Annotated in this window: 14 protein-coding genes; 4 read left to right on the forward strand and 10 right to left on the reverse strand. The window is 64.8% G+C overall.

Features of this window, described 5'->3' with window-relative positions; genetic code table 11:
* Positions 1 to 11 precede the first annotated feature (11 nt).
* The 3 genes from CT676_RS11335 to CT676_RS11345 all read right to left on the reverse strand — a co-directional run bounded on the left by CT676_RS11335 (position 12) and on the right by CT676_RS11345 (position 3,057).
* Positions 12 to 1,121 (reverse strand): cyclic nucleotide-gated ion channel, encoded by a 1,110-nt coding sequence (locus CT676_RS11335; protein ID WP_085403539.1) that lies wholly within the window; start codon positions 1,119 to 1,121, stop codon positions 12 to 14.
* Positions 1,122 to 1,268: 147 nt separating this feature from the next.
* Positions 1,269 to 1,487 carry a hypothetical protein gene (locus tag CT676_RS11340; protein ID WP_135214674.1) on the reverse strand — a complete coding sequence of 73 codons (219 nt, stop codon included), beginning with the start codon at positions 1,485 to 1,487 and terminating at the stop codon, positions 1,269 to 1,271.
* 124 nt (positions 1,488 to 1,611) lie between these two features.
* Complete coding sequence (locus tag CT676_RS11345) at positions 1,612 to 3,057, reverse strand: TAXI family TRAP transporter solute-binding subunit (protein WP_085403541.1); 1,446 nt, start codon at positions 3,055 to 3,057, stop codon at positions 1,612 to 1,614.
* A gap of 402 nt (positions 3,058 to 3,459) precedes the next feature.
* On the opposite strand from CT676_RS11345, the gene CT676_RS11350 reads away from it, so the two are divergent.
* Positions 3,460 to 3,807 carry a DUF3307 domain-containing protein gene (locus tag CT676_RS11350; protein ID WP_038933545.1) on the forward strand — a complete coding sequence of 116 codons (348 nt, stop codon included), beginning with the start codon at positions 3,460 to 3,462 and terminating at the stop codon, positions 3,805 to 3,807.
* Between the two features lie 378 nt (positions 3,808 to 4,185).
* Positions 4,186 to 4,599 (forward strand): hypothetical protein, encoded by a 414-nt coding sequence (locus CT676_RS43955; protein ID WP_085403542.1) that lies wholly within the window; start codon positions 4,186 to 4,188, stop codon positions 4,597 to 4,599.
* Here CT676_RS43955 and CT676_RS11360 read toward each other — a convergent pair.
* Positions 4,596 to 4,919 (reverse strand): YkgJ family cysteine cluster protein, encoded by a 324-nt coding sequence (locus tag CT676_RS11360; RefSeq protein WP_167768028.1) that lies wholly within the window; start codon positions 4,917 to 4,919, stop codon positions 4,596 to 4,598. The genes CT676_RS43955 and CT676_RS11360 overlap by 4 nt on opposite strands.
* A 5-nt stretch (positions 4,920 to 4,924) precedes the next feature.
* Positions 4,925 to 5,623, reverse strand: coding sequence for a YafY family protein (locus tag CT676_RS11365; RefSeq protein WP_135214676.1), 699 nt, complete (start codon positions 5,621 to 5,623; stop codon positions 4,925 to 4,927).
* A 113-nt stretch (positions 5,624 to 5,736) separates the two neighbouring features.
* Between CT676_RS11365 and CT676_RS11370 the strand changes: the two genes are divergently transcribed.
* Positions 5,737 to 5,997, forward strand: coding sequence for a hypothetical protein (locus CT676_RS11370; RefSeq protein WP_135214677.1), 261 nt, complete (start codon positions 5,737 to 5,739; stop codon positions 5,995 to 5,997).
* Positions 5,998 to 6,065: 68 nt separating this feature from the next.
* The gene (locus tag CT676_RS11375) at positions 6,066 to 6,794 is read left to right on the forward strand and encodes a glutathione S-transferase family protein (RefSeq protein ID WP_135214678.1); all 729 of its coding nucleotides are present in this window, start codon (positions 6,066 to 6,068) and stop codon (positions 6,792 to 6,794) included.
* Positions 6,795 to 7,108: 314 nt separating this feature from the next.
* Here CT676_RS11375 and CT676_RS11380 read toward each other — a convergent pair whose 3' ends face one another.
* The 5 genes from CT676_RS11380 to CT676_RS11400 all read right to left on the reverse strand — a co-directional run bounded on the left by CT676_RS11380 (position 7,109) and on the right by CT676_RS11400 (position 12,272).
* Positions 7,109 to 8,260: an ABC transporter substrate-binding protein gene (locus CT676_RS11380; protein WP_135214679.1), complete on the reverse strand. Its 1,152-nt coding sequence runs from the start codon at positions 8,258 to 8,260 to the stop codon at positions 7,109 to 7,111.
* Positions 8,261 to 8,350: 90 nt separating this feature from the next.
* A complete protein-coding gene (locus CT676_RS11385; RefSeq protein WP_085403547.1) occupies positions 8,351 to 8,770 on the reverse strand; it encodes a thioesterase family protein in 420 nt (139 codons plus the stop codon).
* A 25-nt stretch (positions 8,771 to 8,795) separates the two neighbouring features.
* Positions 8,796 to 9,557, reverse strand: a complete 762-nt coding sequence (locus CT676_RS11390; RefSeq protein ID WP_038933541.1) for a 3-hydroxyacyl-CoA dehydrogenase — start codon at positions 9,555 to 9,557, stop codon at positions 8,796 to 8,798.
* A gap of 25 nt (positions 9,558 to 9,582) precedes the next feature.
* Entirely contained in the window at positions 9,583 to 11,466 is a 1,884-nt protein-coding gene (locus CT676_RS11395; protein ID WP_085403549.1) for a feruloyl-CoA synthase, read from the reverse strand.
* Complete coding sequence (locus CT676_RS11400; protein ID WP_063980927.1) at positions 11,463 to 12,272, reverse strand: crotonase/enoyl-CoA hydratase family protein; 810 nt, start codon at positions 12,270 to 12,272, stop codon at positions 11,463 to 11,465. Before CT676_RS11400 ends, CT676_RS11395 begins: the two co-directional genes overlap by 4 nt.
* Between the last annotated feature and the right edge of the window lie 230 nt (positions 12,273 to 12,502).

Here is a 12,502-nt window from a genome sequence, read left to right on the forward strand (position 1 = left end):
CTTGTCTCCATTTATTTGTTTTCGAGTGTGCGGCGCTTGGCTTCCGCATCGATGGTCTCGGCGAGATCGGGATGCCGCGCCATCAGCACGCGGAAATCGACGAGGTCGAGCACCAGCAGCCGCGACACCTTCGTGGTCGAGACATTGGCGCCGCGCTTGTTGTTGCCGAGCAGCGCCATCTCGCCGAAGAACGCGCCCTCGCCGAGCTGGACCTTCTTGCCGGGCAGGTCGACCTCGACCTCGCCGGCGGCGATGAAATACATGCAGTCGCCCTGCGTGCCCTTGCGGATGATCATGGTGCGCGCCGGCAGCTCCATGGTGCGCAGCATGTGGGTGACGTCGGCGATGGCGGCAGGGCCGAGCGCTGCGAAGAACGGCACCTTGCTGACGGATTCCCAGGTCTTGAGGAAGTTGTCGCGGCGGGTCTCGGCGGCAAAGCCGGTCGCCAGGATACCGGTCCACAGTCCGAACACGCCGAGGCCGGAGATCATCACCATCGCCGCCACGATGCGCCCGAGCGGCGTCACCGGCACGACGTCGCCATAGCCCGTCGTCGTCAGCGTGACGACAGCCCACCACAGCGCGGCGGGGACGCTGCCGAAAGTCTGCGGCTGCACGTCCCGCTCCAGGAAATATTCGGCGACGGAAGCGAGGAACACCACCATCAGGAAGATCACGAGCACGCTGACCAGCGGCCCCGATTCCAGCACCAGCACCCGGCGCAGCTGCCGCAGGCCCGGAATGCCCGGCACCACCTTCAATACCCAGAGCACGCTGAGCAGCCACGCCGTCTTCGGCTCGATGCCGATCAGGAGCGCGACCGGCACGGCCAGCGCGCCCAGAGCATCGACCACTCCGGCCGAGGAGGTCATGTAGAGCGACAGGCGCCCCGTTTGTGCCATGTGGCGCAGCCGGACCACCCATTCGAACACGAAATAGACGAGGCAGGCCCATAGCAGGGCGTCGACCCAGCGGTGCACCGTCTCGTAGGCCGGGTTGACCGTCAGCAGCACCATGCTGAGCACGCCGAGGCCGACCGCCACATAGGCCGCCTTGGTCATGTTGCGGCCGGCCGTGGCGGCCACGAACTGGGCCAGTGCGGGGATCAGCGGCTTGGACATGCGGGAAGGCGGGCTCGGTCGTGTCTCTTGCGGTCCCGGCTGGGACGCCACCGCCAAAGTGCCCGCCCGGGCAGGAGCCGTCAACGACGGGCAGGGGACTGCCCGCAGGTGTGCGGTGAGCCCGGTGCCGTGGTGGATCAGGGGGCGCTACCTGAAATGCGGCGGCTCGTCGTAGCCACGGCGGCTGCTAAAAAAAAGCAGCATCATCAGGCCGATGCCGACGACGATGGCGAAACCCGCTCCCAGCGCCAACGCCACATAGCCTTCCGTCGGGATCGGCTCGCCCTCGATCGCCATGGCGGAATAGGCGAAATATCCAGCCGCCACCAGCATGCCCAGAAGGATGATGACGAGGAGTGTACGCATGGCGCGTGCTCCGGTTGTATCCGCGAGCAAACGGTTGCGGACGGGGGACGGTTCCCGGATTCTGCCCGGGGATTCGCGGGAAATGCCGGCAAGACGCCGCTGCGAAAGCCGTCAAATCGATAGGTCAGGCACTCTGAGCTGTCTTCACCACGACGATCTTGCTCTCGTCCTGCTGGGGAGGGGCCGTATCCTGGGCGACCTTGTCGGCCTCGCCGCAGTGGCGTTTGAGATAGTCGCGGCGCATGCCGATCTCGTCGCGGACGAACTCGTAGCCGAGCTTGAAGGTGTCGAGCCCGTCGGTACTGATCGTGCCGTCCCTGAGACCTATGACCGCGCCGCGCAGAATGCCCTCCAGCTCGTCCTGGAGACATTCGAGCTGGTCCAGCGAATGGGCGTGCTCGATGCGTTCGCCGATGTCGAGGACGGCGGTGGAAAGCTCGCCAGCCTTCTCCGGCGCGATCCGGGTGATCTTGGCGTAGATCGCGGCGAAGATCGAGCCGATCACGCTGAGCGCGGCGGCGCCCAGATACATCAGGTCGCTGTACTTATCCATGAACGACTTGGTGTCGTCGTTGATGTAGTCGGCCGCCCCCTGATGCGCCATCACGTAGGCATCCTTCTCGACGGAGGCCGGCTCGATTCGGCTGGCGAAGCCGTTGTCGAGCCCGAGCGCGGACTTGTTCTCATAGACGACGCGCGCGAGCTCGCCCGCCGTGCTCGCCGACATCCTGGATTGCGCGACCAGCAGCCATTCGAGCCCGATCGTGTCGAGGTCGTCGTCGGGGATTTCCGGCGATGCGGACAGCGTGCCCGCAGTCAGCGTTTCGCTGGAAATGCCGGGAATCTTGCGCGCCAGCGCCTTGGCCTCGTCGATCGCGTTCAGCGTGAAGCCGCCGCGCTTGGCGACCTGCTCATAGGCCTTGTCCCGCACCGCCCTGGAGGCATGGACGATGGCGATCACCGCGCCAAAGCCGCTCGCCGGCGCAAACAGCTTGTCGAGCGTTGCACCCTGCGGCGCCATCTGGATCCTGGCAGCATCCGGACCATCGGGGATGTCGAGGATGCTGCGGACGAAGGCGAGCGAGGATTCGTTCTCGGCGAGGACCGCAACTTTCTTCTTCTTCAACTCGGCGAGCGACTTGATCTTCTTGTTGCCGGGACCGAGCAGGAGCACCAGATCGTGCTCGAGGATCGCGAGCGTGCGCGCCCGCAGCGGCACCTTGGCGTCGGTGCGAAGGACGGCGAGGTCGGCCTGCTTGCGGTCGAACTGTGCGAGCGCCTTGGCATTGTCTGCGTTGTTGACGATCTTGATCCGGAAGCGCGAGGCGTTGTTCTTCAGCAGCGTGGCGAGCTTGGCGGCGAACAGCGCCTCGTCGCTGTTGGGGGTGCCGACGGCAAAGGTCAGCGTCTCCGAATTGTGCAGCATGGCGCGGCCGCCCCAGACGGTGGCGAGCGACAGCAGCAGGGTCAGCACGACGTAGAGGAGGACTTGCTGCTGATTGGTCTTGATCACCTTGGGGCGCCGCGGCGGCGGTTCGGTCGGTGGCGAGGTCGGGCCTTCAGTACTCATGTCAGCACTCCGGCCTTATTCCTGAGTGGCGGGCGGCTCGCGGATGCGATCGCGGCGGGCGCCCTGCAATTCCTAAACGTTTGAAAAAAGAACGATATTCTCTGCCGACAATGATAGCGCGCCGGTACCGGAATGCAAAATTCGAGCCGGAGGTAACCTTACTCGATCTGGCCGCGGCGATTGGTCATCCTATCACCAGTTAGCCACAGTTGGCGATTTTCCAGTTCCCCCCGGCTGCATTCCGTCGCGGGAGATGTCATAAATCACACGTCCCGGCGATTTGACCGGTCCAAAAAGAAGTTGCGCTAACGCTCCGATCTTTCTTGTCACGTCAATGAGGGCGTCAGCTTGTCGTTTCCACCCATGTCATCGGCGGTTCCGGTCGAAGCGCTCATTGGCTGGATGTTGCTGCTCACCTTCAAGCACATCATCGCCGATTTCGTGCTCCAGACCGCCTGGATGGCGCACGGCAAGGACCAGAAGCACGGCTGGGCTTTGCCGCTTCTGGTGCATTGCCTGATTCACCTCGCGGTTGCGCTGCCGCTGATCCTGTTGGTGGCGCCGCGATTCTGGTTCGTCGCGTTCATCGACTTCGCGATCCACATCACCATCGACCGCGCCAAGGGGTTCGTCTCCGCCAATTTCGGTGTCGACCTGGCGCATCCCTGGTTCTGGACCCTGATCGGCGTCGACCAGGCCCTGCATCATTTGACCGGCTTCGGCCTTTCCATCTTCATGGCGGCGAACTGAGGCCGGCGGGCCTGCGGATAGTCGTCGATCGGCACTCACAAGAGGTCGTCATGCCCGGGCTTGTCCCGCCTGCGCGGCCGAAGCCGCTTCGGCGCGGCGAAGGCCGGGCATCCACGTTCTTCGTGCCGCGTGGCCAGCCGTGGATGGCCAGGACAAAGGCGAGCGGAAGCGACGCCGTCCTTCGGACGGCTATGCCCGGCCATGACGCCGTGGAGGCATTGGCGTCCCGACTTATCGGCTCAGATGTGGTGGCCCGACCCCCATTCGGGCGCCTCCGATTCGCGACCAGGGCGCAAGGACCCCGGGTGACTACCGGGCGGCGTGGTTAACCTTTCATTAGAGAATTGCGCTGCATCTTCGGCAACGAGGAGAACCGCAATGTTTTCAAGCCGCGACGCATATGAAAGCGATTTCTGCCCGGTCCGCGACGAGCTCCTTGGTGAGATGTATCGCGCCAGCGAGAGTGGCCTGCCGAGGCTGGTTGAGAGTGTTTCCCCTGACGCGCGCGCCAGGCTGGCGCTGTTCTGCTATCGCCGCAGCCATCTGCACTCGCTGGCGGTCGCGATCGCAGCCAGCTGCAACGAGCGTGACCTGATCGACAACGGCGGCCGCGTCGGCTCGACGCTCTACGCGCTGTCGCGCGAAAGCACGGTCAAATCGTCGCCGTCGCTGTCGGGGGGCCGCAAGCCGATCACGCTGTCGACCAAGCCGCTCTCGGTGCTTGCACCGCTTGAGGACGGGTTCGACGACGAGGTCAGCGAAGCCGTTCCAGCTGCAGCCGTTCCAGCCTAAGCGACCTCGATTGCCGGCAGTCCGAATTTCCGCCGTGCCATCGCGCATTCGGCGTCTCCCGGCATGCAGGTGCGGCACACCTCCGGCCGCACCTCGTAAATGCCGCAGGCCGTCTGCTTTCCGATCTCCCCCCGCAACGCCGAACAGCGATCGCCCTCGCAGCGCATGCCGGATTGGCGCGCGTTGACGAGCGTTTCGGGAATTGCGGCAAGCTCCTCGTCGCTCTCGATCGAGAAGCGCGGCCAGTTCTCCGAATAGCCACAGCAGGCGCCGCAGCTCTGGCACCAGCTCGACAGGTCGACGGGGGAGGTCTCTTCCATCGCGCTCACGTGTCCTTTGGCGGGCCCCAGACCAGGCTCTGCCGCCATCTTGCGCGCAGCACGTCGCGCCGCTCCGGATATTTATCGTCGAGATAGTTCGCATCCACGACGCGATCGGTGCGGAAGCTGCGGAAGTCGCCGCGCAGCTCGCACCAGGCCGCAAGCAGGCGCACGGCTTCGAGATAGCCGACCGAGATCGGCCAGATCATGCGCTCGCTGGGGCGGCCCTGCTCGTCGCGATAGCGCAGCATGATCTTCTTGCCTTCGTGGATCTGGGTGCGCGTGCGCGCCATGTCGAGGCGGTCCGGCTCCCTGTTCCAGCTCGGCCGCGCGCGGCTTGCCGGCTCCAGCACGAAGGGACGCAAGCGCTCAGGCACGGTGTCGGCGATCTTGGCCATCAAATCTTCGGCCGCGCGTGCCAGCGCGGAATCGGCATGGCCCGCGACCCATTGCGCGCCCAGCACCGCCGCCTCGATCTCGTCGGGTGTCAGCATCAAGGGCGGAAGGTCAAAACCCTTCTCGAGGATATAGCCCATGCCGGCTTCGCCGCGGATCGGCACGCGCTGGCCGATCAAGGTTGCGATGTCGCGATAGATGGTGCGCTTCGAGGTCTCGAGCTCGGCCGCGATCGCGTCCGCGGTCAGCGGCTTACGCGTGCGCCTCAGCACCTGGATGATCTGAAACAGCCGGTCGGCGCGTCTCATGGCAATTCTCTTATCGGGTGACGGATCAGAAAATGGCGCGCTGCTGCTGACAGGATGTTGGCAGCAGGGGGTGTCTATACCGGGACAACACATCGACTGAAGAGGATTTGTCCATGATCATTCCAACCCATTTCGGCCCGGCGATTCCGATGTTGCGGGCACAGGTCTGGTCCGCCTGGGGGCTCAGCCGTCTCGTTTCGCTCGATCTCATGGCCGTCGACCTCCGATTTGCTCTCGCAAGCGTGATGGCACGCTTGCTGACCCAGGCTGCGGACGCGCTGGCCCGCCATGTCATGGCCCGCGCCTGGCGGGGGGCCCGTTTCGCAGAAGATATCACGGCTGCTGCCACCATGGTGGCAGCAGCCGGTCACTAGGTTCCCTCAAAGTTTCGCAAGTCCAAATTTCGCAAGCCCAAATTTCGCAGGTCCAGGAGAGAGTTCGCATGATCACGCTTTATGGCTTTGGCGCCGGCTTCGGCCTGCCGGAAATCAGCCCCTTCGTCACCAAGACCGAGGTGCAGCTCAAGATGGCGGGACTGCCCTACCGGAAGGAGCGGGCGATGCCGCCGGCCTCGCCCAAGGGGCAGCTGCCGTTCATCGACGACGGCGGCGAGGCGGTGGCCGATTCCACCTTCATTCGCGCCCATATCGAGCGCCGCTATGGCTTCGATTTCGACGCGGGGCTGTCGCTCTCCGAGCGCGCGCAGGCCTGGGCGTTCGAGCGCATGATCGAGCATCACGTCTACTGGGCGCTGGTCGGGGCGCGCTGGGTCGATCCGGTCAACTTCGCCAAGGGGCCCTCGCATTTCTTCGACGGCGCGCCGGAGCACAATCGCGAAAAGTTGCGCGAGGATGCGCAATTTCGTGTCGCCGAGAACTATCTGCTCTCCGGCCTCGGCCGCCACGCGCCCGATGACGATGTCGATCTCGCGGTACGTTCGTTGTTCGCGCTCTCGGTCCAGCTCGGCGACAAGGCCTACCTGATGGGCAACAAGCCCTGCGGCGTCGATGCCACCGCCTTCGGCGCGCTCGCCGGAATCCTGACGCCCTTCTTCGAATCCGGCCTGCGTCAGCGCGCCGAGGGATTTGCGAACCTCACCGCCTATGTCGACCGCATGATGGACGATTATTATCCGGAGTTCGCCTGGACCCCGCTGCGGCAGGCGGCCTGAGGCTTGATGGGATGAGACCCGACTAGCGCCCCGACGGAGGTGCGTTCCCTCCCCCCTTGCGGGGGAGGGCTAGGGAGAGGGGTAGCCCAGGACAAGGTGCCGGTTGTTGTTCTTGCATCGAGGGCGGGGGCGCGACGGAAAGAATCCCCGTGCGGCTCCCCTCTCCCTGCCCCTCCCCCGCAAGGGGGGAGGGAACGGAGAGAGCGCTGCTGTAGGCCGACTCGATTCGACTTCGCGCTCGCTAATCTCAAACCCAAAACAAAAGAGCCGGCCCATCAGGCCGGCTCTCGTTGTCTCGAAACTTTCGTCGCGCCTTATCTCACGAGCGTGTACTTGCCGTTCTTCACCGTGAGCAGGATGCGCGAGCGCTCGTCGAGGCCGTAGCGGTCCTTTTCGGTGAAGTTGTAGACGCCCTGGCTCGCTGCCAGCTCCTTCTCCGACAGCAGCGCCTGGCGGATCGCTTCGCGGAATTCCGGCGTACCCGGCTTGGCCGTCTTCAGCGCCGTCGGAATGATGCGCTTGAGGATCTCGAACGCATCGTAGGAATGACCGGCGAACTGGCTGCGGCTGTTCGGGCCGTACTTGGCCTCATAGGCGGTGTTGAGCGCGAGGCCCGGCTTCTTGGTGGCGGCCTCGTCGGGCTGGTCCTCGGGGTCCATGACGGGACCGGAGGCCATCAGCACGCCTTCCGCCGCTTTGCCGGCGATGCGGATGAAGTCCATGCTGGCGGCGCCATGGGTCTGGTAGATCAGGCCCTGATAGCCGCGCTCGCGCAGCTCAGTCTGCGGCAGCGCGGCCGCAGTCCCGGAAGCGCCGACTAGGATCGCGTCGGGGTTGGCGGCGACGAGCTTCAGCACCTGTCCGGTCACCGACGTATCAGGGCGGGCGAAGCGCTCCTCATCGGCGATGCTGATGCCCATCGGCACGGCCTGGGCCTTCAGGTCGTTGAACCAGAGGTCGCCATAGGAGTCGGAATAGCCGATATAGCCGACGGTCTTCACGCCCTTCGACTTCATGTGGTCGTACAGCACCTTGCCCACGATCGGGATCGGCTGCGGCATCGCCACCGACCACTTCATGCGCTCAGGCGTGATCGGGAACGGCGCCAGGCCGAAATGCGGAATGCCGGCCTCGTTGGCGACGTTGGAGACCGCGATGGTCGGCGGCGTCAGCGCCGAGCCCATGATGATGTCGGCCTTGGATTCGGTCACGAAGCGGCGGGCGTTGGTGGTCGCCGTGGTGGGATCGCCGCCGTCGTCGAGCACGATCACCTTCAGCGGCACGCCGCCGATCTCCTTCGGCACGAATTCCAGCGCGTTGCGCTCGGGAATGCCGAGAGCTGCGCCCGGACCGGTCGTGGTGGTGGTGATGCCGATGGTGATTTCGCTAGTCTGGGCCAGCGCAGGCAGAGCCGGCAGGGCAAGCGTCGCCGCGGCGATGGCGGCGGTCAGGTAAAAGCGTTTCATCTATTCCTCCCTTGACGTGTTTCTTTGAAAGCAGAAATCGGGGGGTAATTCAGCCCCCTCTTTTGGTGATGCGGCGATTTAGCTCCAGACCTAGCTCCCCGTGAATTTGGCTACCATTTCGGCCGGAAACGGTGCCGATTTCAGCTTGTCGGGGTTAACGGGATCGCGGCGGACCAGGACGCGGGTCTCAAAACCCTCAATCGCCAGCGCCTCGCCCTTGTAGACGTTGTGCTTCACCTCGAAGCTCGAGCGCTTGATGCTCTCGATCTTCGTCTCGATGGTAATCCAGTCGCCATAGGTCGAGGGGATGTAGAACTTGGACCGCGTGTCGACCATGGGGATGCCCACCAGGCCGTATTTGCGGACCAAATCCTGCTTTGAGAATCCGGCGACCTCGAACAGGGTCGACGTCGAATCGTCGAACATCGCGAAATAGCGCGGGTAATAGACGATGTTGGCGGGGTCGCAGTCGCCCCACTGGATCTGGACGTCGCGCCGGTTCACGAACATGCGATGGCCCTGCTTTCGTTGCGCCTTACTTCGGCGCCATGCGCAGCGAGCCGTCGAGGCGCACCACTTCGCCGTTCAGGTACGAATTCTCGACCATGTGCAGCGCGAGCGCGGCGAACTCGTCGGCGTGGCCGAGCCGGCGCGGGAACGGGATCGCGGCGGCGAGCGAGTCCTGGGCTTCCTGCGGCAGGTTGGCGAGCAGCGGCGTCAGGAACAGGCCGGGCGCGATCGTCAGCACGCGGACGCCGAACTGCGCGAGCTCGCGTGCGATCGGCAGCGTCATGCCGACGATGCCGCCCTTGGAGGCGGAATAGGCCGACTGGCCGATCTGGCCGTCATAGGCGGCAACGGACGCCGTATTGATGATGACGCCGCGCTCGCCGGTCGCCTGCGGCTCGAGCTTGGACATCTCGGTCGCGGCGAGGCGCAGCATGTTGAAGGTGCCGATGAGGTTGACCTTGATCACCTTGTCGAAATCGGCGAGCGCCATCGGCCCGTCGCGGCCGACCACGCGCTTGGCGACGCCGATGCCGGCGCAGTTCACCAGCACGCGCGCGGGTCCATGCGCCTTGGTCGCCTGCGTGATCGCAGCCTCAGCCGAGGCGGCATCGGAGACGTCGCAGGTCACGGCCACGCCCTTGAGCTCGGCGGCGACGGTCTCCGCAAGCTTGGCATTGAGGTCGAACACCGCGACCTTGGCGCCCTGCGCCGCCAGCTTTCGCGCGGTCGCCGCGCCCAGTCCCGATGCACCGCCGGTAACGATGACTGCCTGATCCTTCAACAACATGGCGTTCTCCTTTGGCGATGGTTTCTTAGCCGACCGATATCACACGGTCCGATGGATTGGCAGCGTAGAGCTCCTCGATCAGCGCGTCGCGATGTTCCAGCACCGCGCGCTGGTTGATCGAGCCCTTGTCGGTGACTTCACCCTTGTCGATCGAAAGCGGCGTATCCAGCAGGATCGCGCGCGTGATCCGCGTCGAGGAACCGGTGGCCGAAGACAGAAAGCCCGTCAGGCGCTCGCGGAAGGCCTCGCGCACCAGCCGGTCGCGGGCGGTGACGGTGAGATCGTCGGCCGGCAGCGTCGGGTTGATCAGCCGGCAACCGTCGAGATCGAGCAGCACCAGCGCGGAGATTTCGTCGCGGTTGATGCCGGCGATGACGACGTCGCGCACCAGCGGCGCGCAGGCGGCGACGAAGCGCGCACGCAGCGGGCCGACACTGACCCAGGTTCCGCTGCCGAGCTTGAAGTCTTCGCTGACGCGGCCGTCGAAATCGAAGCCGGCGTTGAGATCATCGGGATCGACGGGCTTGAGCGCGTCGCCCATCTTGTAGAATCCTTCCTCGTCGAAGGATTTCGCGGTGATGTCGGGTTGGCGCCAATAGCCGGGCATCACGTTCGGCCCCTTGGCACGCACTTCCATCTTGCCGTTGTTCGGCACCAGCTTGGCGTCATTGCCCGACACGGGCAACCCGACATGGCCGGAACGGCTGGTGCGCGGATTGACCGACATGAAGAACGGCGCGGTCTCGGTGGCGCCAAGGCCGGTCAGCATCGGCACGCGGTAGCCCTTCTCCTTCACCGCGAGCTCGTCGAGGCTGTTCCAGACGAACGGCGACAGCGCGGCGCCCGAGAAGAACATCGCGTGCAGCCGGTCGAAGAACTTTGCGCGCAGGCCCTGGTCGTCGCGCAAATACGGCAGCAGCGATTCATAGCCCTTGGGAACGTTGAAATAGACCGTCGGTGAAATCTCCTGGAGATTGCGCACGGTCTCCTCGATGCCGCCCGGCACCGGCTTGCCGGCGTCGAGATACATCGAGCCGCCATTGTAGAGCGTCAGCCCGATATTGTGGTTGCCGCCAAACGTATGATTCCAGGGCAGCCAGTCGATGATGACGGGCGGCTCGTCCTTGAGGAAGGCGAGCGTCTCGCGCAGCATCACCTGGTTGGCGCAGATCATGCGCTGGGTGTTGATGACGGCCTTGGGATTGCCGGTCGAGCCCGAGGTCAGCAAGAACTTTGCGATCGTGTCGGGGCCGATTTTGTCGTGTATCGCGTCGAGATCGCCGTGGAGCGGCGTCGCCATGAGGTCGGCGAGCAGGGTGACGTCGCGGCCCGGCACGCTGCCCCAGGACGCGGCGATCTCGGTGCCGAGCGTGACATTGGCGGCGAGCGCATCCGCGAACTTGCTGGCGTCCTCGGCGAAGACGAGGCCGGGCGTCAGCAGCTTCATCAGGTAAGAGAGCTTGCCGTAATCCTTCGACACCAGCGAATAGGCCGGCGAAACCGGGCAGAACGGAATGCCGGCATAGAACGCGCCGAACGCCAGCAGCGCGTGGTCGATCGAATTGCCTGAGAGGATGACGACTGGCCGCTCCGCCGACAGGCCGCGCGCAATCAAGCCGGAGGCAATGTGCCGGCTGGCGGCGAGCAGCTCGGCGTAAGTGATCTTGCGCCAACCGCGGCCGCCTTCGCGCTCGGCCATGAAGACGCGGTCCGGCGTCGTCGTCGCCCAATGATGCAGGCGGTCGGTGAGGCGGACCGGATAGTCGCCGAGCGGCTGTTTGGGCCGCAGATAAATCGTGCCGTCGTCGCGCCGCTCGATGTTGACGACGGGATCGCCGAACGAAATGGGCCGCAGCGGGGAGGTGCTCGCGCCGCGCTCCATGCTGGAAGAGGACGGCTGCCCGCTCATGACTTCGGCTTCACCTTTGCGGTCTTGTGTTCGAGGAATTCGCGAATCCTGCGTTTTGCCTCTTTGTCGCTCTGCGCAACCGTTGCCATCAGCGATTCCATCAGCAGGCCGGCCTGCGGATTGGCCTCCGCGATCATCGGCAGCGCCTGGAGCACGGCGAAGTTCGTCAGCGGCGCGTTGGAGGCGACCTTGGTCGCAAGCTCCAGCGCCTTGCCGAGCCCGTTGCCGGCCTCCGTCACATATTGTGTAAAGCCGTAGGAGGCGCCTTCGGTCGCGCTATAGACGCGGCCGGTCAGCATCATGTCCATCATCCTGGCAACGCCGATCAGCCGCGGCAGCCGCACCGAGCCGCCGCCGCCGACGAAGATGCCGCGCTGCCCTTCCGGCAGGGCGAAATAGGTCGAGGGCTCGGCGACGCGGATATGGGCGGCGCAGGCAAGCTCCAGCCCGCCGCCGATCACCGCGCCCCGCAGCGCAGCGATCACAGGCACGCGGCTGTACTGGATGCGGTCGAACACCCGGTGCCACATCTGGGAATGCAGGAGGCCGCCGGTCGCGTCGTGGTCCTGAAGCTCGGAGAGGTCGAGACCGGAGGAGAAATGATCGCCGATGCCGTGGATGACGACCGCGCCGATATCCTCGGGCAGGGAGGCAAAGCACTCGCCGATTTCGAGGATAATGCCGTCATTGAGCGCATTGCGCTTGGCCGGCCGGTTCAGGCCCACGGTCAGAACCCGGTCCGCCCGCTCGATCCTCAAAAGCCCGGAGGCGCCCGCGTCAGCGGTCTCGGCGTTTCCCTGTGTCATTTGCGTCCTTGTCAGAATAGTTATGTTGTATAACGAATTCTGGGGGAGTCAAGGAGGGCGGGAGGATATCACCCCTGGCGGGGATTGAATTGCCTGGGTCTCATCCGGCGGTCAGGGGTCTCTACGGCCTCGTGATACGCTGCTGTTGCCACATCCTCCGTCATTGCGAGCGCAGCGAAGCAATCCAGAGTCTCTCCGCGGAAAGATGCTGGATTGCTTCGCTGCGCTTG

Origin of the sequence: Bradyrhizobium sp. MOS001 (assembly GCF_004634465.1) — a bacterium.
Lineage (GTDB): Bacteria > Pseudomonadota > Alphaproteobacteria > Rhizobiales > Xanthobacteraceae > Bradyrhizobium > Bradyrhizobium barranii.

Bases quoted from the DNA above. Each gene is read 5' to 3' on its own strand.
- CT676_RS11370 (WP_135214677.1), top strand. From the start codon at position 5,737: ATGATCATTCCAACCCATTTCGGCCCGGCGATTCCGATGTTGCGGGCA.
- CT676_RS11385 (WP_085403547.1), bottom strand. From the start codon at position 8,770: ATGTTCGTGAACCGGCGCGACGTCCAGATCCAGTGGGGCGACTGCGAC.
- CT676_RS11340 (WP_135214674.1), bottom strand. From the start codon at position 1,487: ATGCGTACACTCCTCGTCATCATCCTTCTGGGCATGCTGGTGGCGGCT.
- CT676_RS11335 (WP_085403539.1), bottom strand. From the start codon at position 1,121: ATGTCCAAGCCGCTGATCCCCGCACTGGCCCAGTTCGTGGCCGCCACG.
- CT676_RS11380 (WP_135214679.1), bottom strand. From the start codon at position 8,260: ATGAAACGCTTTTACCTGACCGCCGCCATCGCCGCGGCGACGCTTGCC.
- CT676_RS43955 (WP_085403542.1), top strand. From the start codon at position 4,186: ATGTTTTCAAGCCGCGACGCATATGAAAGCGATTTCTGCCCGGTCCGC.
- CT676_RS11395 (WP_085403549.1), bottom strand. From the start codon at position 11,466: ATGAGCGGGCAGCCGTCCTCTTCCAGCATGGAGCGCGGCGCGAGCACC.
- CT676_RS11350 (WP_038933545.1), top strand. From the start codon at position 3,460: ATGTTGCTGCTCACCTTCAAGCACATCATCGCCGATTTCGTGCTCCAG.
- CT676_RS11365 (WP_135214676.1), bottom strand. From the start codon at position 5,623: ATGAGACGCGCCGACCGGCTGTTTCAGATCATCCAGGTGCTGAGGCGC.
- CT676_RS11390 (WP_038933541.1), bottom strand. From the start codon at position 9,557: ATGTTGTTGAAGGATCAGGCAGTCATCGTTACCGGCGGTGCATCGGGA.
- CT676_RS11375 (WP_135214678.1), top strand. From the start codon at position 6,066: ATGATCACGCTTTATGGCTTTGGCGCCGGCTTCGGCCTGCCGGAAATC.
- CT676_RS11400 (WP_063980927.1), bottom strand. From the start codon at position 12,272: ATGACACAGGGAAACGCCGAGACCGCTGACGCGGGCGCCTCCGGGCTT.
- CT676_RS11360 (WP_167768028.1), bottom strand. From the start codon at position 4,919: ATGGAAGAGACCTCCCCCGTCGACCTGTCGAGCTGGTGCCAGAGCTGC.
- CT676_RS11345 (WP_085403541.1), bottom strand. From the start codon at position 3,057: ATGAGTACTGAAGGCCCGACCTCGCCACCGACCGAACCGCCGCCGCGG.